The sequence below is a fragment of the Streptomyces sp. genome (assembly GCF_035645055.1).
Lineage (GTDB): Bacteria > Actinomycetota > Actinomycetes > Streptomycetales > Streptomycetaceae > Streptomyces.
Genome location: NZ_DASQNH010000003.1, coordinates 48,146 through 73,606 on the forward strand (window position 1 = coordinate 48,146; position 25,461 = coordinate 73,606).

General features: G+C 74.9%; 20 protein-coding genes and 1 riboswitch. Of the genes, 5 read left to right on the top strand and 15 right to left on the bottom strand.

The features are described 5' to 3' along the window. The first annotated feature begins 21 nt into the window (after positions 1 to 21). Positions 22 to 1,113, top strand: coding sequence for an amidohydrolase family protein (locus VE614_RS01550; RefSeq protein WP_324930625.1), 1,092 nt, complete (start codon positions 22 to 24; stop codon positions 1,111 to 1,113). Positions 1,114 to 1,352: 239 nt separating this feature from the next. Here VE614_RS01550 and cobC read toward each other — a convergent pair whose 3' ends face one another. Genes cobC through cobM form a run of 6 tightly spaced genes read right to left on the bottom strand, consistent with a single transcriptional unit; the run spans position 1,353 to position 7,661 of the window. After that, positions 1,353 to 2,408 carry an Rv2231c family pyridoxal phosphate-dependent protein CobC gene (gene cobC, locus VE614_RS01555; protein WP_324930628.1) on the bottom strand — a complete coding sequence of 352 codons (1,056 nt, stop codon included), beginning with the start codon at positions 2,406 to 2,408 and terminating at the stop codon, positions 1,353 to 1,355. Continuing rightward, positions 2,398 to 3,336 (bottom strand): sirohydrochlorin chelatase, encoded by a 939-nt coding sequence (locus VE614_RS01560; RefSeq protein ID WP_324930631.1) that lies wholly within the window; start codon positions 3,334 to 3,336, stop codon positions 2,398 to 2,400. Before VE614_RS01560 ends, cobC begins: the two co-directional genes overlap by 11 nt. Further along, positions 3,336 to 3,923, bottom strand: a complete 588-nt coding sequence (locus VE614_RS01565) for a precorrin-8X methylmutase (RefSeq protein WP_324930634.1) — start codon at positions 3,921 to 3,923, stop codon at positions 3,336 to 3,338. Before VE614_RS01565 ends, VE614_RS01560 begins: the two co-directional genes overlap by 1 nt. Beyond that, positions 3,920 to 5,611, bottom strand: a complete 1,692-nt coding sequence (gene cobJ / locus VE614_RS01570) for a precorrin-3B C(17)-methyltransferase (protein ID WP_324930637.1) — start codon at positions 5,609 to 5,611, stop codon at positions 3,920 to 3,922. Before cobJ ends, VE614_RS01565 begins: the two co-directional genes overlap by 4 nt. Next, positions 5,608 to 6,846, bottom strand: coding sequence for a precorrin-6y C5,15-methyltransferase (decarboxylating) subunit CbiE (gene cbiE / locus VE614_RS01575; RefSeq protein ID WP_324930640.1), 1,239 nt, complete (start codon positions 6,844 to 6,846; stop codon positions 5,608 to 5,610). Before cbiE ends, cobJ begins: the two co-directional genes overlap by 4 nt. Further along, on the bottom strand, positions 6,843 to 7,661 hold the full coding sequence (gene cobM / locus VE614_RS01580) for a precorrin-4 C(11)-methyltransferase (RefSeq protein ID WP_324930643.1): 819 nt from the start codon (positions 7,659 to 7,661) through the stop codon (positions 6,843 to 6,845). Before cobM ends, cbiE begins: the two co-directional genes overlap by 4 nt. A gap of 201 nt (positions 7,662 to 7,862) precedes the next feature. On the opposite strand from cobM, the gene VE614_RS01585 reads away from it, so the two are divergent. Next, entirely contained in the window at positions 7,863 to 8,591 is a 729-nt protein-coding gene (locus VE614_RS01585) for a ZIP family metal transporter (protein WP_324930646.1), read from the top strand. A gap of 17 nt (positions 8,592 to 8,608) precedes the next feature. Here the strand turns inward: VE614_RS01585 and cobI are convergent, their stop codons facing one another. From cobI to VE614_RS01630, 9 genes are all read right to left on the bottom strand, one after another. After that, a complete protein-coding gene (gene cobI, locus VE614_RS01590) occupies positions 8,609 to 9,340 on the bottom strand; it encodes a precorrin-2 C(20)-methyltransferase (protein ID WP_324930649.1) in 732 nt (243 codons plus the stop codon). After that, entirely contained in the window at positions 9,337 to 10,695 is a 1,359-nt protein-coding gene (locus VE614_RS01595) for a cobyrinate a,c-diamide synthase (RefSeq protein ID WP_414719474.1), read from the bottom strand. Before VE614_RS01595 ends, cobI begins: the two co-directional genes overlap by 4 nt. Continuing rightward, positions 10,689 to 11,288: a cob(I)yrinic acid a,c-diamide adenosyltransferase gene (gene cobO, locus VE614_RS01600; protein WP_324930652.1), complete on the bottom strand. Its 600-nt coding sequence runs from the start codon at positions 11,286 to 11,288 to the stop codon at positions 10,689 to 10,691. The genes VE614_RS01595 and cobO overlap by 7 nt, the downstream gene beginning before the upstream one ends. After that, the gene (locus tag VE614_RS01605) at positions 11,288 to 13,288 is read right to left on the bottom strand and encodes a putative cobaltochelatase (RefSeq protein WP_324930655.1); all 2,001 of its coding nucleotides are present in this window, start codon (positions 13,286 to 13,288) and stop codon (positions 11,288 to 11,290) included. Before VE614_RS01605 ends, cobO begins: the two co-directional genes overlap by 1 nt. Beyond that, positions 13,285 to 16,947, bottom strand: coding sequence for a cobaltochelatase subunit CobN (gene cobN, locus VE614_RS01610; protein WP_324930658.1), 3,663 nt, complete (start codon positions 16,945 to 16,947; stop codon positions 13,285 to 13,287). Before cobN ends, VE614_RS01605 begins: the two co-directional genes overlap by 4 nt. Beyond that, entirely contained in the window at positions 16,944 to 18,452 is a 1,509-nt protein-coding gene (locus VE614_RS01615) for a cobyric acid synthase (RefSeq protein WP_324930661.1), read from the bottom strand. Before VE614_RS01615 ends, cobN begins: the two co-directional genes overlap by 4 nt. Then, positions 18,449 to 19,390 (bottom strand): cobalamin biosynthesis protein, encoded by a 942-nt coding sequence (locus tag VE614_RS01620; RefSeq protein ID WP_324930664.1) that lies wholly within the window; start codon positions 19,388 to 19,390, stop codon positions 18,449 to 18,451. The genes VE614_RS01615 and VE614_RS01620 overlap by 4 nt, the downstream gene beginning before the upstream one ends. 132 nt (positions 19,391 to 19,522) lie before the next feature. Further along, positions 19,523 to 19,664: riboswitch (cobalamin riboswitch) on the bottom strand. 134 nt (positions 19,665 to 19,798) lie between these two features. Further along, entirely contained in the window at positions 19,799 to 20,020 is a 222-nt protein-coding gene (locus tag VE614_RS01625; RefSeq protein WP_324930667.1) for a hypothetical protein, read from the bottom strand. Between the two features lie 31 nt (positions 20,021 to 20,051). After that, complete coding sequence (locus VE614_RS01630; protein WP_324930671.1) at positions 20,052 to 21,311, bottom strand: inorganic phosphate transporter; 1,260 nt, start codon at positions 21,309 to 21,311, stop codon at positions 20,052 to 20,054. Between the two features lie 312 nt (positions 21,312 to 21,623). Here VE614_RS01630 and VE614_RS01635 point away from each other — a divergent pair, with 312 nt between their 5' ends. The 3 genes from VE614_RS01635 to VE614_RS01645 all read left to right on the top strand — a co-directional run bounded on the left by VE614_RS01635 (position 21,624) and on the right by VE614_RS01645 (position 25,458). After that, positions 21,624 to 22,358 (top strand): class II aldolase/adducin family protein, encoded by a 735-nt coding sequence (locus tag VE614_RS01635; protein WP_324930674.1) that lies wholly within the window; start codon positions 21,624 to 21,626, stop codon positions 22,356 to 22,358. A gap of 320 nt (positions 22,359 to 22,678) precedes the next feature. Next, the gene (locus tag VE614_RS01640; RefSeq protein WP_324930677.1) at positions 22,679 to 23,806 is read left to right on the top strand and encodes an alpha/beta hydrolase family protein; all 1,128 of its coding nucleotides are present in this window, start codon (positions 22,679 to 22,681) and stop codon (positions 23,804 to 23,806) included. Between the two features lie 374 nt (positions 23,807 to 24,180). Beyond that, positions 24,181 to 25,458 (top strand): hypothetical protein, encoded by a 1,278-nt coding sequence (locus VE614_RS01645; RefSeq protein WP_324930850.1) that lies wholly within the window; start codon positions 24,181 to 24,183, stop codon positions 25,456 to 25,458. Positions 25,459 to 25,461: the final 3 nt, after the last annotated feature.

Here is a 25,461-nt window from a genome sequence, read left to right on the forward strand (position 1 = left end):
CGGCTCACTAGGGTGCGGTGCATGAGCGATGGAGCGGTGCTGCACGTGAAGGGCCGGGTGCTCGTCTCACCCGACGACATCCGTGACGAACTCTGGGTCGTCGGCGGGCGGATCTCCTACGACCGTCCCGCCGGCGCCCGCGAGGTGCGCACGGTGACCGGCTGGGCGCTGCCCGGCCTGGTCGACGCGCACTGCCATGTGGGCCTCGACGCGCACGGCGCGGTCCCGGCGGACGTCGCCGAGAAACAGGCGCTGACCGACCGGGACGCGGGCACCCTGCTGATCCGCGACGCGGGCTCGGCCGCCGACACCCGCTGGATCGACGACCGCGACGACCTCCCGAAGATCATCCGGGCCGGGCGGCACATCGCCCGCACCCGCCGTTACATCCGCAATTACGCCTGGGAGATCGAGCCGGACGACCTGGTCGCGTACGTCGCCCAGGAGGCCCGGCGCGGCGACGGCTGGGTCAAGCTGGTCGGCGACTGGATCGACCGCGACCTCGGCGACCTGTCGGCGTGCTGGCCGCGCGAGGCGGCCGAGGCGGCGATCGCCGAGGCACACCGCCTGGGCGCGCGCGTCACGGCGCACTGCTTCGCGGAGGACTCGCTGCGCGACCTGGTCGAGGCGGGCATCGACTGCATCGAGCACGCCACCGGCCTCACCGAGGACCTGATCCCGCTGTTCGCCGAGCGGGGCGTCGCGATCGTCCCGACCCTCGTCAACATCGCCACCTTCCCCAAGCTGGCCGAGGGCGGCGAGACCAAGTTCCCGCGCTGGGCCGACCACATGCGCCGGCTGCACGCCCGCCGCTACGACACGGTCCGCTCCGCCTACGACGCCGGCATCCCGGTCTTCGTCGGCACGGACGCCGGCGGCTCCCTCGCCCACGGCCTCGCGGGCGCCGAGGTCGCCGAACTGGTCACGGCCGGCATCCCGGCGGTCGACGCGGTCTCCGCCGGGACCTGGGCGGCCCGCGCCTGGCTCGGCCGCCCCGGCCTCGACGAGGGCGCCCCCGCCGACGTGGTGGTCTACGAGACGGACCCGCGCGCGGACGTACGGGTGCTCACGGCGCCGCGACGGGTGGTGCTGAACGGACGGATAGTGGGCTGAGGGACAGGGGGTCCCCGCCCCCGGCATCAAACCCCGGGGCGGCCCCGCCGAGACCGGCCCCGCCGAGGCGGGTCTCGCCGAGACCGGCGGCAGCCCACGACGCCGTACTTGGCGGCGGGGCGGTCGCCCCGCCGACGTGGGAGCGGCGGTGGTGGCGGGGTCCCGCCGCCGAGGCGGAACCCTCACGGGCGGGACCGGGAGGGGGAAGGGCAAGGGCGCCGGGGGCGCAACCTTCGGGCTCAGCCCCCCTCCAGCACCCGCCCCAACGCCCCCAGCAGCCGTTCCACCGTCCCCCGGTCCCGCACCGCGATCCGCAGCCACTCCTCACCCAGCCCGGGGAACGTGTCCCCGCGCCGCACCGCGAAGCCCAGCTCCCGCAGCCGGTGCCGTACGCCCGCGGCCCCGGGCAGCCGGACCAGGACGAAGGGCCCCTCCGCGGGGGACACCACCCGCAGCCCCGCCCCGGCGAACGCCCCGAGCCCCGCCACGAGATGGGAACGGTCGGCCGCGACCCGGTGCGCCACGTGGGCCGCCTCGGCCAGCGCCCGCGGCGACACGCACGCCTCCGCCGCCACCAGCGCCGGTGTGGACACCGGCCACAACGGCTGGGCCCGCGCCAGCTCCGCGATGGTCTCCGGCGCCGCGAGGACGTAGCCGATGCGCAGCCCGGCCAGGCCCCAGGTCTTGGTCAGGCTGCGCAGGACGACCAGTCCGGGCACGTCCGTCCGCCCGGCCAGCGCCTCCCGCTCGCCGGGCACCGCGTCCATGAACGCCTCGTCCACGACGAGCGTCCGCCCGGGCCGGGCGAGCCCGGCGAGCGCGCCGGCGGGGTGCAGGACGGACGTCGGGTTGGTCGGATTGCCGACGACCACCAGGTCGGCGTCCTCGGGGACGGCAGCCGGATCGAGCCGGAAGCCGTCCTCCTCCCGCAGCAGCACCCGGCCGACCGAGTGCCCGGCGTCCCGCAGCGCCGCCTCGGGCTCGGTGAACTGCGGGTGCACGACGACGGGCCGCCGGACCTTCAGCGCCCGCGCCAGCAGCACGAAGGCCTCCGCCGCCCCCGCCGTCAGCAGCACCCGCTCCACCGGCAGCCCGTGCCGCGCGGCGACGGCGGCACGCGCCGCCCGCCCGTCGGGGTAGGCGGCCAGCCCGCCGAGCGAACCGGCGATCACCTCCCGCAGCCACGCCGGGGGTGTGTCGGACCGTACGTTCACCGCGAGATCGGTGAGCGCCGAGCCGTCGTCGCGTACCTCCGCGTCACCGTGGTGGCGCAGGTCGGGCCCGTCAGTGCGCATGGGAGTGGGTGTGTCCTCCGTGATGGTGGCCGTGACCGTGCCCGTGGTGGTGGCCGTCGTCGTCGGGGTGGTAGTGCGGCTGCTGCGGCATGCCCACCTTGTCCTCGAAGCCGGGCAGCGCGATCCGGTACACGCACGAGTCGCAGTTCATCCGCAGGTCGCCCTTCAGGGCCTCCTGGTAGCGCTCCATCACCAGGTCCAGCAGCTCCGGCTCCGGTCCGATGACGTCCGCCGACCGCACCTCGATCCCGGGGTGCGCCGCCGCCCAGCCCTCGGTCTGCTGACGCACCCGGTCCGGCAGGATGCCGGTGAACAGGAAGTACGGCAGGACCACGATCCGCCGCGCGCCCAGCCGCGCGCAGCGGTCCAGCCCGCTCGGCACGTCCGGCGCGGCCAGCGACACGAACGCGGTCTCGACCCCGGCGTAGCCGCGGCCCTCCCACAGCAGCCGCGCCGCCTTGTGCACCTCGGCGTTGGCGTCGGGGTCCGTCGACCCGCGCCCGACCAGCAGCACGGTGACGTCCGCGCGGTCCTCGGGGGTGCGGGCCGTGCCGCCCAGCGCCTCGTCCAGCCGCCGCTCCAGCACGGACAGGAGGGACGGGTGCGGGCCCAGGGGGCGGCCGTAGGTGTACGAGATGCCGGGGTGCCGCTCCTTCTCGCGGGCCAGCGCCGCCGGGATGTCGCCCTTGGCGTGCCCGGCGGACACCAGCATCAGCGGGACGGCCGCGAACCGGCGTACGCCCCGCTCCACCAGCTCGGTCACGGCCTCGCCGAGCGGCGGCGGGGACAGCTCGATGAAGCCGCCCGCGACGGGGAGTTCGGGGTGGCGGCGTCCCAGTTCCCGGACGAAGTCGCGGAACGCCTCGGCTCCGGCCTCGTCCCGGGTGCCATGGCCGGCGATGAGCAGGGCGGGCGGCGGGGTGGTCACTATTTCTCCTCGGAGTACGAAGTGGGGTGGTACAGCAGGGCGTTGAGCGCGGCGGCGGCGACCGCCGAGCCGCCCTTCTCGGACACGTTGCTCACGGCGGGCAGCCCGCTCCCGCGCAGTGCGGCCTTGGACTCGGCCGCCCCGACGAAACCGACGGGCAGGCCGATGACGAGCGCCGGATCGGCGTCCAGGGTGAGCAGTTCCTCCAGGGCGGTCGGCGCGCAGCCGATCACCCACAGCGCGCCCGGCCCGACCTGCTCGTACGCCAGCCGCATGGCGTGCGCGGAGCGGGTCAGCCCGGGACCGGCCTTCGCGTCCTTCAGCCGGCAGACCGTCTCGCGCCGGGTGATGCCCGCGGCGACCATCTCGACGTCCACGACGACGGGCGCCCCGGCGTGCAGCGCGGCGTACGCCTTCTCCAGCGCGGCCTCGTCCATGACGAGGTCGGTGGCGTAGTCGAGGTCGGCGGCGGAGTGGATGACCCGTTCCGTCACCGCCCGGGTCAGCGGCGGGAAGTGCGAGGTGTCCAGGCGGGCGCGCAGCCGCCGGAAGGACTCCTGCTCGATGGGGTGGACCACACGGTTCACTGGGCGTCCTCCTGCGATGCCTGCCAGCGGTAGCCGCGCGGTGTCACCATGCGGCCGGCGATCTCCCGGGTCGCGGTGTTGCCCACCGTCACGACCGTCATCATGTCGACCGTCGCCGGGTCGAGTGCGCCCAGTGTGGTCAGGCGGCTCGACTCGTCCGGCCGGGACGCGTTGCGGACGACACCGACCGGCGTCGTCGGCTCCCGGTGCCCGGCGAGGATGGCGAGCGCCTTCGGCAGCTGCCAGTCGCGGCCCCGGCTGCGCGGGTTGTAGAAGGTGACGACGAGGTCGGCCTCGGCGGCGGCGCGCACCCGCCGTTCGATGACCTCCCACGGAGTGTGCAGGTCGGACAGGCTGATCGAGACGTGGTCGTGACCGAGCGGCGCCCCGAGGATCGCCCCGGCGGCCAGCGCCGCCGTCACCCCGGGCACCCCGATCACGTCGATGTCGTCGGACGCCTCGGCGAGCGCGGGGGAGGCCATGGCGTACACGCCCGCGTCTCCGCTGCCGATCAGCGCCACCGCACGCCCCTCGCGGGCCTCGGCGACCGCCGTGCGGGCCCGCTCCTCCTCGGCGCCGAGCCCGGACTCCAGGATCCGGGTGCCGGGCCGCAGCAGGTCGCGGATCTGGTCGACGTACTGGTCGAGGCCGACCAGCACCGACGCCCGCTCCAGCTCGGCCTTGGCGCGCGGTGTGAGCAGGTCGCGGGCGCCCGGCCCGAGCCCCACCACCGCGAGCCGCCCGCGCCCGGGCCGCCGTACGACCGCGCAGGTCGCCATCGCGGGGCTGGCCGCGGACTTCCGCTTGGGCACGAGGAGTTCGCCGCCGCGCACCAGCGCCGCCGCCTCCGCGACCGACGGCGTGCCCACCGCGGCGAGCGGCGCGTCGGACGGGTTGGGCACGTCGACGCGGGCCAGTTCCTCGGCGGCGTACGTCACCAGCGGCACGCCCAGCCGGGCGGCGGCCCCGACGATCCCGGGCTCCTCGGCCTTGGCGTCCACGGTGGCCAGCTCGGCGACACTGCGCGCGGACAGCCCCGCGTCCCGCAGGGCGGTCTCGATCACATCGAGCACCTCCGCCACGGGCGCCCCCTTGGACGCGCCGACCCCGACGACCAGCGTCGGAGGACGCAGGACGGCCTCCCGCTCGGCGGGCTCCACCAGACGGTCCGTCACCCGGATCGCGTACGGGCCGTCCTCGGCGACCGGCAGCGGCGGCAGCGGCCACGCCACCTCCGCCCGCAGCGCCACCGGCTCCCCGTCCAGCAGGGCCCGCGACACCGCGGCGACCGCGCCCTCCACGGGCAGCCCGAGCGTGTCCAGACCCGCGATGCCGACGGCGTCCGTCGCCGTCGTCACCACCGGCTCCGCGCCCAGCACCGCGCCCACCTCGCGGGCGAGGTCGTTGGCGCCGCCACCGTGTCCGCCCACCAGCGACACGGCGTACCGCCCGCCCTCGTCGACACAGACCACACCCGGGTCGGTCGCCTTGTCGCCCAGCAGCGGCGCGACCAGCCGGACGACCGCCCCCGCAGCCAGGAAACACACCAGCTGCTCGCACTCGGCGAACGCCCGCCGCACGGCGTCCCCCACGGGTCCGTCGTAGACGCGGGTGCGGTCCGGCCACGCCGCGGCCAGCCGGTCCCGTGCCGCCGCTCCCGCCGCGGTGGCGGAAATGAGGCCGATCACTGGGCAACTCCTTCGGTACAGGCGGGACGGCGTACGCCCCACAGCAGGAACACTGGATTGGTCGCCGCGAGCCGGGTCACGTCCCCCGGCAGCGGCGCGAGCCGGGACGACTGCAACAGCACCCCGTCGCAGGAGAACCCGGCACCTGTCAGGGCCTCCCGCGCGGCCGGCACCCGGTCGAGCGCGGCCATCGCGACGACCACCGTGCGCCGCGCGCGCCGCGCGCACGCGGTGACGATCGCGGGCAGTTCGCGCCCCCCGCCGCCGACGAACACGGCGTCCGGGTCGTCGGCGAGATCCGCCAGCGCCTCCGGCGCCGCCCCGTGCACCACACGCACGTCCACCCCGTGCGCGGCGGCGTTGGCGCGGATCCGCTCCACCCCGTCCGCCGCCTTCTCCACGGCGACGGCCGCCGCGCCGAGCCGCGCGCACTCCACGGCCACCGAGCCGGAGCCCGCGCCGACGTCCCAGACCAGGTCGCCGATCCGGGGGCCGAGCCGGGCCAGGGCCAGCGCCCGCACCTCGAACTTGGTGATCATCGAGTCGCGGTGCGCGAAGTCCGCCTCGTCCAGCGCCCAGCCGGCGGGCCGTTCGGCCGGTCCGGCCACCGTGCGCACCGCGCCCAGCGCCCGCTCGGGATCCAGGGACAGGACGACGCTGACCGCCGTGCCCCAGTCGCGGGCCGCCGCATCGGCCGGTGTCATCCGCTCCACCCGCTCGCGCGCCGGATCGCCCAGCGCGGACGCGACGACCAGCACCCGCCCGGTGTCCCGCAGCGCCGCGCCCAGCTCGGCCGGACCGGCGCCCGGTCCGGTCAGCACCGCCACCTTGGGGTGCGCCCGGCACACGTTCACCGCCGTGCGCGGCTCCCGGCCGTGCGCGCTGACCACCACCGCGTCGTCCCACGGCAGCCCGGCCCGCGCGAACGCGGCGGCCACCGAGGACACCCCGGCGCGCACGTCGAGCCGCTCCGTCCCGAACCGTTCGGCGAGCGCCCGCACGATCCCGAAGAACCCGGGGTCGCCCGAGGCCAGCACCGCGACGGGCCGGCCCTTCTCGACGTACGGCTCCATCACGTCCAGCGCGGGCGCCAGCGGCCCGAGCACGATCCGCTCGGCGCCCTCCGGCAGCCGTACGGCGTCCAGGTGCCGCCGCCCGCCGACGACCAGCTCGGCACCGGCCACCGCCGCGTCCGGCACGGGCGCCCCGGTCCCCGTACCGATGACCGTGATCACGTCTGGGCACCCCGCGAGCGCAGCGCCCTGCGGGCCTCCGGGTCGGCCTTGCGGTACCCGTGGAAGTGCCCCGGGTGGTACAGGTGCGAGCGGGTGCCGTGCGCGTCCAGGGCCGGACCGACCAGGAAGAGCGTGTGCTTCCAGAGCTTGTGCTCCTTGACGGTCTCCTCCAGCGTGCCGATCGTGCACTTCACGACCAGCTCCTCGGGCCAGGTCGCCTGGTACGCCACGACCACCGGCGTGGTCGTCGGATAGCCGCCCTCCAGCAGCTCCCGCACCAGCTGCCCGCTGCGCGCCGCCGACAGGAAGACCGCCATGGTCGTGCCGTGCTTGGCGAACTCGCGGACCTCCTCGCCGGGCGGCATCGGCGTCTTGCCGCCGCCCAGCCGGGTCAGCACCACCGACTGCGCGACCTCCGGGATGGTCAGCTCCCGCTGGGCGAGCGCGGCGACCGCCGAGAACGACGACACGCCCGGCACCACCTCGGTGGCGATGCCGATCTCGTGGCAGCGGTCCAGCTGCTCCTGGGTGCCGCCCCACAGCGCCGGGTCGCCGGAGTGGATACGGGCCACCTTCAGGCCCTCGGTGTGCGCCCGTTCGTAGACGGCGACCACGTCCTCCAGGGACATCGTCGCCGAGTCCAGGACCTGCGCGTCCTCGCGCGCGTGCTCCAGGACCTCCGCCTGGACCAGGCTCGCCGCCCAGATCACGATGTCGGCCTCGGCGATCGCGCGCGCGGCGCGGAACGTCAGCAGATCGGCGGCGCCGGGGCCGGCACCGACGAAGGTCACCTTGCCGGCAGGGGTGTCGGCCATGGGGTCGGTTCCTCTCGTACGGAAGTCAACGCGGGTTCAACGCGGGTACATCGCGGGATGAAGACGGGATCAAGGCGGGATCAAGGCGGGATCAAGGCGGTTTCGACACGGGTCGAGGGCGGGGCGCCGTGGGGCGAGGCGGGCTCAGCGCATACCGGGCCGGAGGTGCGCGACCCGCCGCCGATCGGATAGCAAGGGCACATGGCGGTCTTCGTCGCGCTCGGCGCGTTCCTGATGACGCTGGCCGGCGGCTGGACGGCGCAGCGCGTGACCGACCGCCGCCATCTGGTGCTGGGCCTGGCCGGCGGCCTGATGCTGGGCGTCGTCGGCCTGGACCTGCTGCCGGAGGCGCTGGAGGCGGCGGGCACCGAGGTGCACGGCGTCCCGGCCGCCCTGCTGCTCTTCGTGGCCGGCTTCCTCGTAGCCCATCTGGTGGAACGTCTGCTGGCGGCTCGTCAGGCGGCGCACGGGGCCGGCGAGCACGACGGCCGGACGCCCGAGGTGGGCCTCACCGCCGCCGCGGCGATGGTCGGCCACAGCGCCATGGACGGCGTCGCCATCGGCGCCGCCTTCCAGGTCGGCCACGGCATGGGCGTCGCCGTCGCGCTCGCCGTGATCGCCCACGACTTCGCGGACGGCTTCAACACCTTCACCCTGACGACCGTCTACGGCAACGCCCGCCGCCGCGCCATCGCGATGCTGGTCGCGGACGCGGTCGCGCCCGTCGCCGGCGCGGCCTCCACGCTGCTGTTCACCATCCCCGAGCCCGTGCTCGGCGGCTACCTCGGCTTCTTCGGCGGCGCGCTGCTCTACCTCGCGGCGGCCGAGATCCTGCCCGAGGCCCACCACGAGCATCCGGCCCGCCCGACCCTGCTGTGCACGGTCGCGGGCGCGGCGTTCATCTGGCTGGTGGTCGGCATCGCCGAGTGACCACGCCCCCCGGCCGGTCACAGCTTCCCGCCCCGCCCGCCGTCCCGGCGCGCGGGCGCGATCAGCGTCGACAGATACGGCAGCGCCGCGCCGTCCAGCTCGGCGGCCGGCCGGATCGACTCCTCCGGCAGCCCCAGCGCGGAGCCCCACACGGCACCGTCGATCCGCCCGCTGTCGCGCAGTGCCTCGGCGACCTCGGCGGCCTGCCGCCCGAACTTGTACGCCACGACCGTGCCCGGCCCGTTCAGCGCGTCCTTCAGCACGGCCGCGCCCGCCGTCACCGGCACCAGCGTCAGGGGCTCGGTGCCCTCCGTCAGCACGGCACCCGAGCGGGCCGCGAGATCCTGCATCGCGGTGATCCCGGGCACCGTCTCGACGACCGTGCCCGGCACCAGCTCGGCGACGGTCTGCGCGAGATAGGTGAACGTCGAGTACACGTTCGGGTCCCCGATGGTCGCGAACGCCACCGAGCCCCGCGCCCGCAGCAGCTCCGCGACCCGCTCGCCGGCCGCGTCCCAGGCCGCCTCGCGCCGCGCCCGGTCCGTCCGCTCGTTCAGCGCGAACACCACCCGGACGACCTTCTCCCCGGGCACGTAGTGCAGCACGGTCGCCTCCGCGCGCCCGCGCTCACCGGTGTCCATGACCGGCACCACGACGACCTCGGCGGCCCGCAGCGCGTTCACGCCCTTCACGGTCACCAGCTCCGGGTCGCCCGGACCGACCCCCACTCCGACCAGCCTGCTGCTCATGACGTCCGGCACCTCTCCACGAACCGACGGGCGACACCGGGCTCGGACGCCCAGTGCGTGTGCAGATAACTCGCGTGCACAGCGCGCTGTACGAAACCTTCGACGCGCCGCTCGGGCGCCCGCACCCCCCACGCCGGGGCCGCCCCCGCGCCGGGCTCGACGACGGTGCGGTGGAACTCGTGCCCCCGCATCCGCGTCCCGGCCGGCGCCAGCACACTGTCGCCCACGGCCACCGCGTCCCGGTAGCCGAGAGTCAGCCGCTCGCTCATCCGCGCGGAGGCGTCCAGCACCCCGCACATCGGCTGCCCGTCCAGCTCCCGGCACAGATACAGCAGCCCCGCGCACTCGGCGGCCACGGGGGCACCGGAGCGCGCCAGTTCGCCGACCGCCCCGCGCAGCGCCTCGTTGGCGGACAGCTCACCGGCGTACACCTCCGGGAAGCCGCCGCCGATCACCAGCCCCGCCGTGCCCTCGGGCAGCGCCTCGTCCCGCAGCGGATCGAAGGTCACCACCTCGGCACCGGCGGCGGTCAGCAGCTCGGTGTGCTCGGCGTAGGAGAACGTGAACGCCGCACCACCGGCCACGGCGACCACGGGGCGCGTCCCGCCGGAGACCACCGGCGGTTCCCACTCCTCGTCCGGCAGCGGGCCCGCGCTCCGCGCCAGCCCCGCCAGCGCCTCCAGATCGCACCCGGCCTCGACCTGCGCGGCCATCGCCGCCACGGCCTCCACCGCCGCGCTCCGCCGCTCGGCGACCGGCACCAGCCCCAGATGCCGCGACGGCGTGTCCACCTGCGGCGCCCGCCGCAGGACCCCGAGGACCGGCACCCCGGACGCGTCCAGCGCCTCCCGCAGCAACGCCTCGTGCCGGTCGGAGCCGACCTTGTTGAGGATCACGCCCCCGATCCGCACCCCGGGATCCCAGGACGCGAACCCGTGCACCAGCGCCGCCACCGACCGCGACTGCGACGAGGCGTCCACCACCAGCACCACCGGCGCCCGCAGCACCTTCGCCACCTGCGCGGTGGACGCCAGCTCGCCCTCCCCGGCCGCCCCGTCGTACAGCCCCATCACACCCTCGACGATCGCGAGGTCGCACCCGCGCGCCCCGTGCAGGAACAGCGGAGCGACCAGCTCCGGCCCGCACAGGTACGCGTCGAGGTTGCGGCCCACGCGCCCGGTCGCGAGCGCGTGGTAGCCGGGGTCGATGTAGTCCGGCCCGACCTTGTGCGGGGACACGGCGAGTCCCCGCGCGGCGAACGCGGCCATCAGCCCCGTGGCGACGGTGGTCTTGCCGCTCCCGGACGAGGGCGCGGCGACGACCAGCCGGGGGACGGACGAGGAGGGGTTCACCACTCGATGCCCCTCTGCCCCTTCTGCCCGACGTCCATGGGGTGCTTCACCTTGGACATGTCGGTCACGAGGTCGGCGAAGCCGACCAGTTTCTCCGGCGCGTTCCGCCCGGTGATGACGACGTGCTGGGTCCCCGGACGGTCCCGCAGCACCCGCACGACCTCGTCCGTGTCCACCCAGCCCCAGTGCATGGGGTACGCGAACTCGTCCAGCACGTACAGCCGGTACGTCTCGTTCGCCAGGTCCCGCTTGACCTGCTCCCAGCCCTCGCGGGCCTTCTCCTCGTTGTCCATCTGCGCGTCGCGCTGCACCCAGGACCAGCCCTCGCCCATCTTGTGCCAGGCGACGGTCCCGCCCTCACCGGAGTCCCCGAGCACCCGCAGCGCCCGCTCCTCGCCGACCTTCCACTTCGCCGACTTGACGAACTGGAACACCCCGATCGGCCACCCCTGGTTCCAGGCGCGCAGCGCCAGCCCGAAGGCGGCGGTCGACTTGCCCTTGCCGACACCGGTGTGCACGACGACGAGCGGCCGGTTACGCCGCTGACGCGTCGTCAGACCATCGTCCGGAACGACACTCGGCTGTCCCTGCGGCATTACGCGGCCCTCCTCTGTACGTCCTTCACCAGACCGGCGATCGCATCGGCCCGCAGCTCGTCCAGCGTCACGGCCGTACCGCCCAGCTCGGCGGCGAGCTGCCCCGCCAGGCCCAGCCGCACCGGCCCCGACTCGCAGTCCACGACCACCGACGCGACTCCCTCGGCCGCGAACAGCCGCGCGGCCCGCCCGGCCAGCGCCACCGGCTCGGGACCGCCCGTCGCCCGCCCGTCGGTCACCACCACGACCAGCGGCCGGCGCGCGGCGTCCCGCAGCCGCTCCACCCGCAGCACGTCGTGCGCCTTCAGCAGCCCCGCCGCGAGCGGCGTACGGCCGCCCGTCGGCAGCGACTCCAGCCGCGCGGCGGCGGCGTCCACGGACGACGTCGGCGGCAGCGCCACCTCGGCCGCCGCCCCCCGGAAAGTCACCAGGCCCACCTTGTCCCGCCGCTGGTAGGCGTCCAGCAGCAGCGACAGCACGGCACCCTTCACCGCGCTCATCCGCTGCCGCGCGGCCATCGAACCCGAGGCGTCGACCACGAACAGCACGAGGTTGCCCTCGCGCCCCTCCCGGGTCGCCTGCCGCAGATCGTCCCGGCGGACCACGAGCCCCGGCCCGGACCGGCCGCGCGCCCGCTGATGCGGGGCCGCGGCCTGCACGGTCGCGGCCAGGTGCAGCTTGGTCAGCGTGCCCCGGGGCCGCCGGGCCCCCGTCGTCCGCCCGTGCTCCGTCCGCGCCCGCGAACGCCGCCCGGCGGCGCCCTCGCCGATGCCCGGCACGCTCAGCACCTTCGCCCGGAACGGCTCCGCCGCCCGCACGGCCGACTGCTCCCCGGCGCCCGACGGCTGCGGCTCGCCACCCTCCCCGGCCTCCGGACGGGCGGCCGTGTCGCCGCCCTGCGGACCGGCGTCGTCGGGAGCCGGCTGCCCGCCGCCCCCGCCGCCCCCGCCGGGACCGTCCGGGTCCGGGTCCGGATCCGAGTCGTCCTCCCCGGAGAACTCCTCCAGGGTCTGGTCCAGCTTGTCCTCGTCGAGGCCGGGCGCGTCGAAGGGGTTCCGGCGCCGACGGTGCGGCAGTGCCAGCAGCGCCGCCTGCCGCACATCCTCGGCGAGCACGTCCGTCCGGCCCGCCCAGGCGGCCAGCGCGGTCGCCGTACGCGCCATCACGATGTCGGCGCGCATGCCGTCCACCTCGAACGCCGCGCAGGTCGCCGCGATCTGCCGCAGCGCCCCGTCGCCGAGCCGCACCTGCGGCAGCAGCCGCCGCGCCGCGACGATCCGCTCCCGTACGGCGGCCTCCTCCTCGGCCCAGCGCGCGGCGAACGCGGCGGGATCGTCGTCGTGGGCCAGGCGCCTGCGCACGACCTCCACCCGCTGGTCCGGCTCCCGCGAGGCGGCGACCTCGACGGTCAGCCCGAACCGGTCGAGCAGCTGCGGACGCAGCTCGCCCTCCTCCGGGTTCATCGTCCCGACCAGCAGGAAACGCGCGGCGTGCCGCACGGACACGCCCTCGCGCTCGACGTACGAGGCGCCCATCGCGGCGGCGTCGAGCAGCAGGTCGACCAGGTGGTCGTGGAGGAGGTTGACCTCGTCGACGTACAGGATCCCCCGGTGCGCGTCGGCGAGCAGGCCAGGCTCGAACGCTTTCACGCCCTCCGCGAGCGCCCGCTCGATGTCCAGCGCGCCGACCAGCCGGTCCTCGGAGGCACCGACGGGCAGCTCGACCATCCGCGCGGGACGCGCCGTCCCCGCACCCGCCTCGTGCGGCCCGTCGGGGCAGCCGGGGTCCGGGGCGGCCGGGTCGCACGAGAACCGGCACCCCGGCACCACGGCGACCTCGGGCAGCAGCGCCGACAGCGCCCGTACGGCCGTGCTCTTCGCGGTGCCCTTCTCGCCGCGCACGAGCACACCGCCGACCGCCGGGGACACGGCGTTCAGCAGCAGCGCGAGCCGCAGATCGTCCTGGCCGACAACGGCCGTGAAGGGGAAGGGAGTGGTCACTGGTCGCCCTCCAAGTCGCCTTCCAGCTCCAGGTATGTGGCGCGCAGCCGCTCCAGCGTGTCCGCGTCCGGCTCGGCCCACAGGCCCCGGTCCGCCGCCTCCAGCAGCCGCTCGGTGATGCCGCGCAGCGCCCACGGGTTGGACTTCTTCATGAAGTCCCGGTTCTCCGGGTCGAAGACGTACTCCGCGCTCAGCTTCTCGTACATCCAGTCGTCCACGACTCCCGCGGTGGCGTCGTAGCCGAACAGGTAGTCCACGGTCGCCGCCATCTCGAAGGCGCCCTTGTACCCGTGCCGGCGCATGGCCGCCATCCAGCGCGGGTTCACCACGCGGGCGCGGAAGACGCGGTGCGTCTCCTCGCCCAGCGTCCGCGTCTTCACCTGGTCCGGCGTCGCCGAATCGCCCACGTACGCCTCGGGGTTGGCACCCGTCAGATGCCGCACCATGGCGACCATGCCGCCGTGGTACTGGAAGTAGTCGTCCGCGTCGACCAGGTCGTGCTCGCGGGTGTCGACGTTCTTCGCCGCCACCGCGATCCGCTTGAACGCCGTCTCCATGTCCCCGCGCGCCGCCCGCCCGTCGAGCCCGCGCCCGTAGGCGTAGCCGCCCCAGACCGCGTACACCTCGGCGAGGTCCGCGTCCGAGCGCCAGTTGCGGGCGTCGATCAGCGGCAGCAGGCCCGCGCCGTACGCCCCCGGCTTGGAGCCGAAGACACGGGCCGTCGCGCGCCGCCGGTCACCGTGCTCGGCGGTGTCCTCGTCCACGTGCGCCCGCACGTAGTTGGACTCGGCGGGCTCGTCCAGCTCGGCCACCGCCCGCACCGCGTCGTCGATCAGCGCGACGACGTGCGGGAACGCGTCCCGGAAGAAGCCGGAGATACGGACCGTGACGTCGATGCGGGGCCGCCCCAGTTCCTCCAGGCCGATGACCTCGAAGCCGGTGACGCGCCGGGACGCCTCGTCCCACACCGGGCGGCAGCCCAGCAGCGCCAGGATCTCGGCGATGTCGTCACCCTGGGTGCGCATCGCGGAGGTACCCCAGACGGTGAGGCCCACGGACTTCGGGTACTCCCCGTTGTCGGCGAGATACCGCTGCACCAGCGAGTCCGCCAGCGACTGCCCGACCTCCCAGCTCAGCCGGGAGGGAATCGCCTTGGGATCGACCGAGTAGAAGTTGCGGCCGGTCGGCAGGACGTTGACCAGGCCGCGCGTCGGGGAGCCCGAGGGGCCCGCCGGGACGTATCCGCCGTCCAGCGCCTTGAGGATGTGCCCGATCTCGTCCGTCGTCCGGGCCAGGCGCGGCACGACCTCGGTGCAGGCGAACTCCAGCACGGCGACGGCGTCGGGCAGTTCGCTGCCCAGCACCTCGCGCACGAGGCCGGGCACCGAGGAGACCGCCCAGTCCCGCGCCTCCATGCCCTCCGCGATCCGCCGGCACAACTGCTCCAGCAGGTCGATCGCGTCGGCCGCGGTCCGTGCCGGGCCCTCCACCAGGTCCGTCAGCTCCACCGGCACCTTCAGCGGCGCGCCCGGTTCGGCCAGCAGCTCCTTCTCGACCAGCCCGAAGTGCGCGGCCAGGGCCGCCCGCAGCCCCGGCAGGGCGTTCGCCCGCCCGCCCCACACCTGCGAGGCGCGCAGCACGGCCAGCACCAGGTTCACCCGCGGCTCGCCGACCGGCCCGCCGCCGAGGATGTGCAGTCCGTCGCGGATCTGCACATCCTTGATCTCGCACAGATAGCCGTCGATGTGCATGACGAACTCGTCGAACTCTTCGTCGTCGGGCTGCTCGTCCACATGCAGGTCGTGGTGCAGCTCGGCCGCCTTGACCAGCGTCCAGATCTGCGCCCGCACGGCCGGCGCCTTCGCCGGGTCCAGGTCGGAGACGAGCGCGTACTCGTCGAGCAGCTGCTCCAGCTTGGCCAGGTCCCCGTAGGTGTCGGCGCGCGCCATCGGCGGCACCAGGTGGTCGACGACCGTGGCGTGCCCGCGCCGCTTGGCCTGGGTGCCCTCGCCGGGGTCGTTGACGATGAACGGGTAGATCAGCGGGAGGTCGCCGAGGACGGCGTCCGGCGCGCAGCCCCCCGACAGCCCGAGCCCCTTGCCCGGCAGCCACTCCATGGTGCCGTGCTTGCCCATGTGCACGATGGCGTCGGCGCCGAAGGTGTCGTCCAGCCAGCGGTAGGCCGCCATGTAGTGGTGGGACGGCGGCATGTCGGGGTCGTGGTAGATCGCGATCGAGTTCTCGCCGAAGCCGCGCGGCGGCTGGATCATGACGACGACGTTCCCGAACTGCAAGGACGCCAGCACGATGTCCTCGCCGTCGACGTAGAGGCTGCCCGGCGGCTCGCCCCACGCCTCGCGCATCGCCTCGCGCAGCTCGGGGTCCAGCTTCTCGAACCACGCCCGGTAGTCGGCGAGCGGCACGCGCGCCGGCGCGGCGGCCAGCTGCTCCTCCGTCAGCCACTCCACGTCGTGGCCGCCGGCCTCGATGAGCCGGTGGATCAGCTCGTCGCCGCCCGCGGGGTACTCGGTGACCCCGTACCCGGCGTCCCGGAGGGCGTCCAGCACGCGCACCGCGGACGCGGGCGTGTCCAGGCCGACCGCGTTGCCGACGCGGGAGTGCTTGGTGGGGTAGGCGGTGAAGACGAGCGCGACCTTCTTCTCCGCGTTCGGCTTGTGCTTCAGCCGCGCGTGCCGTACGGCGATCCCGGCGACGCGGGCGGCCCGCTCCGGGTCGGCCACGTACACGGGTACGTCGTCCGGGCCCTGCTCCTTGAAGGAGAACGGCACGGTGATCAGACGGCCGTCGAACTCGGGGATCGCGACCTGCATCGCCGCGTCCATGGGGGAGAGGGCGGCGTCGGACTCGTCCCAGGCGGCCCGCGAGGAGGTGAGGCACAGTCCTTGCAGCACGGGGACGTTCAGGTCCGCGAGCGCGCCGATGTCCCAGGACTCCTCGTCGCCGCCCGCGGAGGCCTGGGAGGCGTGGGTGCCGCCGGCCGCGAGGACGGTGGCGACCAGGGCGTCGGCGCGCTGGAGGATCTCGTACAGCCCCGGGTCCGCGCCGCGCAGCGAACCGCAGTACACCGGGAGGGCGTTGGCGCCCTGCGCCTCGATCGCCTCGCACAGGGTGTCGACGAAGGCGGTGTTGCCGCTCAGCTCGTGGGCCCGGTAGAAGAGCACGCCGACGGTCGGGCGGCCGTCCTCGACGGCGTGGGAGCCGTGCACCCCGTACTCGGGCATGGGCTGCGGCGCGGTGAACCCCTCGCCGGTCAGCAGCACGGTGTCGGACAGGAACCGGGCGAGTTCGGTGAGGTTGTCCGGCCCGCCCTCGACCAGGTACTTCAGCGCCTCCGCGACCACTCCGGCGGGCACGCTGGACTCCGCCATCAGCTCCGCGTCCGGCACGGCCTCGCCGCCCAGCAGCACGGTGGGCACGCCGGACGCCTTCAGCGCGGCGAGCCCGTCCTCCCAGGCGCGCTTGCCGCCGAGCAGCCGTACGACGGCGATGTCCGCGCCGTCGATCAGGCCCGGCAGCTCCTCCCGGACGTCCACCCGGGTCGGGTTGCCGATCCGGTAGGGCGCGCCGGAGGCACGGGCCGCCAGCAGATCGGTGTCGGCGGTCGACAACAACAACACAGTGCCAATGCCAGTGCTCATGCGGGCGCTCCCGGGGGGATGAAAGGCAGTCCTTGCGGCGCACCGGACTCGATGAGCCGCCACAGCGCGTCCGTGTCCGCGTGCTGTTCGATCAGGTCGCCGAGCCGGTCGAGCTGCTCCTCGCGCAGCGCGGCGAACGAGGTGTCCGGGGCCGGCACGAAGCGGCGGCCCGCGGCGGCGGCCACCTCGCGCAGGAAGGCGCGCCGGAAGCCGTCCGACTCCAGGGAGCCGTGCCAGTGGGTGCCCCAGGTCTGGCCGACCCGGCAGCCGTCCAGGAAGGGTTCCCCGCCCAGGACTTCGGCGACGCCATGGTGGATCTCGTAGCCCTCGACCGGCTCGCCGAGGGCTTCCCCGCTCGGCCGGGTGAGGGTCTTCTCACGGGCGAACCGCACCCGCACGGGCAGGATCCCGAGCCCGTCGACGTGTCCGCGGCGGCTCTCCACGTCGTCCTCGATGTGCTCGCCGAGCACCTGGAAGCCGCCGCAGACGCCGAGCACGGGGCGCCCTTCGGCGGCCCGGCGCGCGAGCGCGCCGGCCAGCCCGCGCTCCCGCAGCCACTCCAGGGCCCGTACGGTGCCGCGCGTGCCCGGGACGACCACGAGGTCGGCGTCGGCCAGTTCCTCGGGCCGGTCCACGAACCGCACGACGACGCCGGGTTCGGCGGCCAGCGCGTCCACGTCCGTGAAGTTGGACATCAGCGGCACCGCGCAGACGGCGACCCGCAGCACGTCCTCGCCGACGGGCGGGGCCACGTTCGACTCCCGCACGGTGCCGCGCAGCGACACCCGCAGTCCGTCCTCCTCGTCGATGCCCAGACCGTGCCGGAACGGCAGCACGCCGTACGAGGGCCGCCCGGTGAGGTCGCGGAGCATGTCGAGCCCGGGCTCCAGCAGGGAGACGTCACCGCGGAACTTGTTGACGAGGAACCCGGCGACCAGCTCCTGGTCCTCGCGCGACAGCAGCGCCACGGTCCCGAAGAAGGACGCGAAGACACCGCCGCGGTCGATGTCGCCGACGACGAGCACGGGCAGCCGCGCACCGCGTGCGATGCCCATGTTCACGATGTCCGTCCGGCGCAGATTGATCTCGGCCGGACTGCCCGCCCCCTCACAGATCACCGCGTCATACGTGCCCCGCAGTTCGGCGAGACAGTCCAGCACGGTGCCGAGCAGCCTCCGCTGGCGCCCGCCGTGGTAGCCGCGCGCGCTCATCTCGCCCACCGGCTTGCCGAGCAGCACCACCTGGCTGCTCTGCTCGCCGCCGGGCTTGAGCAGCACGGGGTTCATCAGCGCGGTCGGCTCGACACGGCAGGCCTGCGCCTGCATGGCCTGCGCCCGCCCGATCTCCGCCCCCTCACGCGTCACGAACGAGTTGAGGGACATGTTCTGCGCCTTGAAAGGCGCGACCTTGACCCCTTGCCGCACCAGCCACCGGCAGATTCCGGCGGTGACGACGCTCTTGCCCGCGTCGGAGGTGGTGCCGGCGACGAGGAGACCACCGTTCATCGCTTACGCCCCTTCCCTATGAGGCGTGCGCCCGCGCACACGCCGAGCGCCAGCCAGCTCACGCGCCGGGAGAGCCGTACGGCCCGCTGGATGTCGGTGACGTGGACGGCACGCCCCGGCGTGTTCAGCACGGGCCGGTGCTCCACGCGCCCCCCGTACGACAACGTCCCGCCCAGCCGCACCCCGAGCGCCCCCGCGAACGAGGCCTCCACGGGCCCGGCGTTGGGGCTCGGATGCTTGCGGGCGTCGGCCCGCCAGGCCCGCACGGCACCGCGCGGATCGTCGCCCGCCACGGCCGCCAGTACGGCGGTCAGCCGCGCCCCCGGCCATCCCGCGAGGTCGTCGAGCCGGGCGGAGGCCCATCCGTAGCGCCGGTAGCGGGGCGACTTGTGCCCGACCATGGCGTCCAGCGTGTTGACGGCCCGGAACCCGAGCAGCCCCGGCACCCCGCCGACGGCCCCCCACACCAGCGCCCCCACCACGGCGTCGGAGGTGTTCTCCGCGACGGACTCGACGACGGCCCGGGCGATCCCGTCCCCGTCGAGCGCCTGCGGATCGCGCCCGCACAGATGCGGCAGCCGCTCCCGCGCGGCCTCGACGTCACCGGCTTCCAGGGCCCGCCCGATGGCGGCCGCCTCGCGTGCCAGCGACGTACCGCCGACGACGGCCCAGGTGGCGGCACCGGTCAGCGCGACGGAGGCGGCGGGGGAGGAGCGTACGACGCGGGAGACGGCCGCCCCCAGCGCCACGGCGCCGCCGGCGCACACCAGGGTGTGCAGCGCGCCCCGGCCCCGGTGGTCGCGGTACAGAAGGTGTTCCACGGCGGCCGCGGCTCGCCCGAACGCGGCGACCGGATGCCCGCGGCGCGGATCGCCGAGGAGCAGATCACCGAGAAGACCGGCGGCGGCGCCGTACGCGAAGACGCGATCGGCACGCATCGGGCTCAGCCGGCCGCGGGAACGGGCAGGGCCCCGGCACCGACGGCGGTACCTGTGGCGCTGAACCTCAACCTCGAACGGCGGCAGCCGAGCATCGCGTTATGTCCTCACTCAGGGTGTCCGCGCCCTGGTTCGACGAGACCGGCGGTGAGAGTTCCTGGCTCCCGGGGTGGTTCTTTCCCGGTCACAGTGGCGGGACCGCGCCGGATTCGCACCGGGCTTCCTCTCCTGCCGCCGTACATGGCTCCGGCAGTCCACCATGGGGCCGGAACACCCGTCAACTTGCCGTTGACCTGCGAGGGGGGAGTGTGCAGAACCCCACACGCCCCCGCGTGAGCGGGCGCGAGAAAGAGGGGCGGGTACGGGATTCACGTCCCGTACCCGCCCCTCGCCCGGGCGGTTCCCCGCTCAGGCCACGATCAGATAGATCCCGTACGCCACCGCCGCCGCACACGCCGCGAAGCAGACGTACGCCCCGGTGACCGCGAGGGGCGCCGAGCCGCCCTGGGCCGCCGCGCGCTCGCGGCGGGACAGGCCGGTGATGCCGAGGGTGAAGAGGGCCACGAGGGCCACGGTGACCACGAGGCTGACGCCGAAGACGGAGCCGAGGGCCGCCCAGTCGATCTTCATGCTGATTCCTTACGTACCTGGTGCGCGGGGCTCAGACCGCTGCCTGCGAGGGCGCCGGGTCCGTGCTGGCGGGGGAGGCCGGGGCCGGGATGGTGGCGGCCAGCTCCTCGGCCGCGGCGGCGGTCGGCGGCGGGGTCACGGCGGCCATGGCGGTGGTCACCACGCCGGGCGACTCCTGCTCCGCGGTGTCGTCGACGTCGTTGACGTTGGTGTGGTCCACGACCTCGCGCCGGGAGACCTTCCAGATCGCGAAGCTGGAGCCGACGAGGAAGACCGCGACGACCGCGGTGCCCCAGTCGCCGAAGTTGGTCACCCACTCGGCGAGCGCGCCGACCAGGCCGGCGGCCGGCAGGGTCAGACCCCAGGCGACGAACATGCGGGTCGCGGTGGACCAGCGCACCACACCGCCCTTGCGGCCGAGGCCCGCGCCCATCACCGCGCCGGAGACCGAGTGCGTGGTGGAGAGGGAGAAGCCGAGGTGGGAGGAGGCCAGGATGACCGTCGCGGCGCTGGTCTGGGCGGCGAAGCCCTGCTGCGGCTGGAGGTCGGTGAGGCCCTTGCCCATGGTGCGGATGATGCGCCAGCCGCCGAGGTAGGTGCCGAGCGCGATGGCGACGCCCGCGGAGAGGATGACCCACATGGGCGGGTCGGAGTCGGGGGCGAGGGTGCCGCCGGCGACCAGGGCGAGGGTGATGATGCCCATCGTCTTCTGGGCGTCGTTGGTGCCGTGGGCGAGGGAGACCAGGCCCGCGGAGGCGATCTGCCCGGCCCGGTAGCCCTTGGCCGCGGCCTTGCCGTCGGCCTTCTTGCCGAGCGTGTAGGTCAGCCGGGTCGCGATCATCGCGGCGGCGCCCGCCACCAGCGGGGCGGCGATCGCCGGGATCAGCACCTTGGTGACCAGCACGTCGCCGTGGACGGCGCCGACGCCGGCCGAGGCGACGGTGGCACCGATCAGACCGCCCATGAGGGCGTGCGAGGAGGAGGACGGCAGTCCGACCAGCCAGGTCAGCAGATTCCACAGGATCGCGCCGACCAGCGCGGCGAAGATGACCTCGGGACGTATGCCGCTCTCGTCGACCAGGCCCTTGGAGATGGTGTTGGCGACTTCCACCGAGAGGAAGGCGCCGACGAGGTTGAGGACGGCGGACATGGCCACCGCGACCTTCGGCTTGAGCGCACCGGTCGAGATGGTGGTGGCCATCGCGTTGGCGGTGTCGTGGAAACCGTTCGTGAAATCGAACGCGAGTGCGGTTATCACCACAATCGCGAGGATCAGCGAGATGCCTTCCATTTACCCAGGCAATCGTTCGAGGTCATTGGCTGGTCGAACGTAGGTAACGCAGATGAACGCAAGGTGAACTGGGAAGGGCATGACGGTGTCGCTCAACGGGAACCGGGCCTTCGCCGTCGATTCCTCGGCGCCCCGCCCGTGACGGGATGCTCTGGTGGGAGGCCCGCGGCCCCCGTGTCGCACCGCCCGGAGCCCTTTTCGAGGCCTTTCGCCCCGTCCGCCGGCCCGCCGGGGAGATCCTGGTCACCCCGCACCGTCCTGCCGCCCGGCCAGGCGGTTCGCGATCACCGCTCCGCCTGGCAGGATCGCGCCATGGCTGAGCAGCGAGGGCACCAGCGGGACGGCCGGGAGCGTGCGCGGGACGGCCGGGATGGCGCGCCGGACGGGGCGGAGCCGCGCGGGAGCGAGGCGGCGGCCCGGGCCTGGGAGGCCCTGGTCGCGACCGCCCGGCGCACCGTCGCCGACGGGCTGGTCGTCGGCACCTCCGGCAATGTCTCCGTACGGCTCGGCGACACCGTCCTGGTCACACCGTCGGGCGTACCCTACGACCGGCTGACGCCCGCCGATCTCACCGCGGTCGACCTCGCCGGCCGCCAGGTGCGCGGCTCCCTCGTCCCGACGAGCGAGCTGCCCATGCATCTCGCCGTCTACCGCCACACGGACGCCCGCGCCGTCGTCCACACCCACGCGGTGCACGCGACGGCCGTCTCGACGCTCGTCCCCGAGCTACCGGTGATCCACTACATGACCGCAGCCCTCGGCGGGCCCGTACGGGTCGCCCCCTACGCGACCTACGGCACCGAGGCGCTGGCCGAGAACATGCTCCGCGCCCTCGACGGCCGTTCCGGCTGCCTCCTCCAGAACCACGGCACGATCACCTACGGCGCCACCCTCGACCAGGCCTACGACCGCACGGCCCAGCTGGAATGGATGTGCCGCCTGTGGCTGACGGCCTCCTCCGTGCCCGGCTCCACCCCGTCCCTCCTGTCGGCGGACCAGCTGGCGGAGACCGCGGAACGGCTCAAGGGGTACGGGCAGCACGGCTGACGCCGGGCCGCACGCTGGAGCGCGCCCCGCCCTGCCCGCCCGACGGCCCCGCCCTGCCCGGCCCACGGCCGCTCGCGACCCGGACACCGCCGCCCCGCCCGGCGGAGGCTCGGGTTGCCCTGCTTGGTGGTGGGGCCGGCCGCGTGCTGCCCCGTCCGGTGGCGGGGGACCGGCCGCACGGCGACCCGCCCGGCGCCAGCGGGGAAAGCGGTGGCACCCCACCCCGCCCGGCGGGCGGCGCCCGGCGCACCCGGAGGAACCCTCACCCCGAACACGTCCTCCCACTGGCCGCCCGCCGTCTCCGCCCGGACACTGGACCCGTGCGCCCTGTCAAAGCGACGGCCGCTGCCGTCACCGCCATGACAGTCGCCGGTGCCGCCGCGGTGGCCGCCGGCCGGTTCGCCAGCGACGCCGCGCTCAGGACGCCGCCGGGCCGCCCGTTGCCGACCGAACCCCGGCTCACCGTGCACGGCACGGCCGCGGGCCGGATCACCCTCACCCGGGACCTCGCCTCCCTGCGCCCCGGCACCTACGGCCTGGCCGGCGACGGGATGCACGCGGTCGTCGGCCCCGTCCTGGACACCGCCCCGCACCCCGCCGACACCGTCGTCCGCCGGCTGCACCGCGTCACCCACGGCACCCTGGAACCCGGCGACAAGGTCTGGCTGACCCCGAACGCGTACATCGGCGACCCGCGCTCCGCGCTCGGCCTCGACCACGCCGACGTGGACGTCCCCGGCGAACTCGGCACCCTGCCCGCCTGGTTCGTGCCCGGCGCCCGGGACACCTGGGTCATCACGGTGCACGGCCTCGGCGCCACCCGGGAACACCCCATGAACCTCATGGAGTTCCTGCACCGCCACCGCTTCCCCGTCCTCGACCTCGCCTACCGCGGCGACCTCGGCGCTCCCCGCCCCGCGGACGGCCTGAACCACCTCGGCGAGAGCGAGTGGCGCGATCTGGACGCCGCCATCCGCTACGCCACCCGCTACGGCGCCGAACGCGTCGTCCTGTACGGCTGGTCCACCGGCGCCACCATGGCCCTGCGCGCCGCCACCCACTCCGCCGTCCGCGACCGGATCGCCGCGCTGGTGCTGGACTCCCCGGTGCTGCACTGGGAGTCCACCCTGCGCGCCCTGGCCGCCGCGCGCCGCACCCCGAGCGCCCTGCTGCCGCTCGCGGTCCGCGCCGCCCAGGGCCGCACCGGACTGCTCGGCGACCGTGGCGGCGAGGCCACGTACGCCGGGGACCTCAAGGTGCCGGTGCTGATCTTCCACGGTCCCGGCGACACGGTGGCGCCCTGGGAGCACTCCCGGCGTTTCGCCGCGCGCCGCCCCGGCCTGGTCGCCCTCCGCCCGGTCCCGCAGGCCCCGCACGGCGCCATGTGGAACGCCGACCCCGAGGCGTACGAGGAAGTCCTGCGGCGTTTCCTGACCCCCTTCATGTGAGCCTTCGCCCGAGCCCGCCGACCGGCACCGGTGTGTCTCTTCGGCCGTTCCCCCGAAGCCTCCCGACCCCCGCCTCGCCCGGTCGTGGTGATTCCGTTTAACGCCGTACCACTGTCCGGTTCACGCCCTTCGGCCCCCTACGGACCTCAGCCCCTTGGCCAGTCCCGTCGCCCCCCGTGACATTCCGTTTGGGTTTTCGGACCGTCAACCGGAAGACTGCACCCGTGACGTCCCGTATCCCGCGCGACTCCAGGCTTCGACTCGTCCGCCCGCGACCCCTGGCCGCCGCCCCCCGAGCGATGAACCAGCGGCGCGCCCGCCGCCCCGCCCCGCGCCCGCCGGAGGGCACCCCGGCCCCCTCGGAGCTGGCCGGAATGGCACGCTCCAGGCTGGCCGGCGCCGCCCGTGTCGCCCGCTGGGCCGACACCGCCCTGCGACCCGGCCGAACCGGCGGGACCTCCGACGGCAAGGCCACCCTCGCCGACGCGACCGCCGAACGCGCCGCCCGCGAGCTGGGGCTGACCCCGGCCCAGGTCCGCGCCGACTGGGACACCGCCCGGCTGGCCGGCCTCGTCGAGGTGCACGGCGACAGCGCCCGCCCCGGCTGGCGGCTTCGCGCCTGGGACCGCGACGACAGCGCCGTGCTGCGCGGCTGGGTCGCCCTGTTCGACGCCTGGTCGCTCGCCCACCCGGAACCCGCCGGTCACGAGCCCGCCGCGGTGGCCGAGGTCGTCTCGGCCATGCCGCAGGTGCTCTCCTTCCTCCAGCTGTCCGCCGGACCCGTTCCCGTCGAGCAGCTGCTCGACCTGCTCCAGCAGCGGGTGCGGGAACTGCGCACCGAGCGCTGCGAAGTGCCGTACGGCCCCCAGCGCGAGCCCGCGCGCCCCACCACCGGCACCAGGCCCGCCCAGCCCGCCGAACCGGCCGACGCCGAACTCGCCCCGCTGCTCGACTGGGCCCTGCACGCCCTCTCCTGCGTCGGCGCCCTCACCTGCGGTGACGGCCAGGCCACCCTCACCCCGCTGGGCAACTGGGCGGTCTGGGTCAAGCTGGAGCAGATCTGCGTCGCCGCGCAGAGCCCCGCGGGCAACATCGAGGCCGCCGCCGAGGACATGCTGCGCGGCTGCGCCCAGCTGCGCCCCAACGCGGCCCGCGCCGAATACCGGGCCTGGCTCGCCGCCCGTCCTGTCGGCAGCGCCGTCACCGAGCTGCTGGGCGCCGCCCGAGGCGACGACGCCCTGCTGCGCGGCCTCGCCTTCGAGGCGCTGCGGGTGGTCGGCGCCCCCGCCGAGCCCGATGTGCGCGCCGTGCTGGACGAGCCGACGCTGCGGCCCTACGCGCTGCTGTGGCTCGCCGAGCACGAGGGCACCGATCCCGAGGACGCCCACGAGGTGCTGACCCGGGAGGAGGCCACCTGGCTCTGGGTCGACACGGCCGCCGCGGTCGCCGACCACGGCGAGGCGCCGATGCTGGTGCGGCATCTGGAGTCCGCGGTGCAGCCGACCGTGCCCGCGCTGCTCGACGAGGTGCGCGCCGTCGGCCACCCCCGCACCGTGCAGGTGCTGGTCGCCCTCGCCGCGGCCCACCCCGACCCGGCCCTGGCCAAGGCGGTGCGGCGGGCGGCCTTCCAGGTGCACACCGGGGGCAGCTGAGGA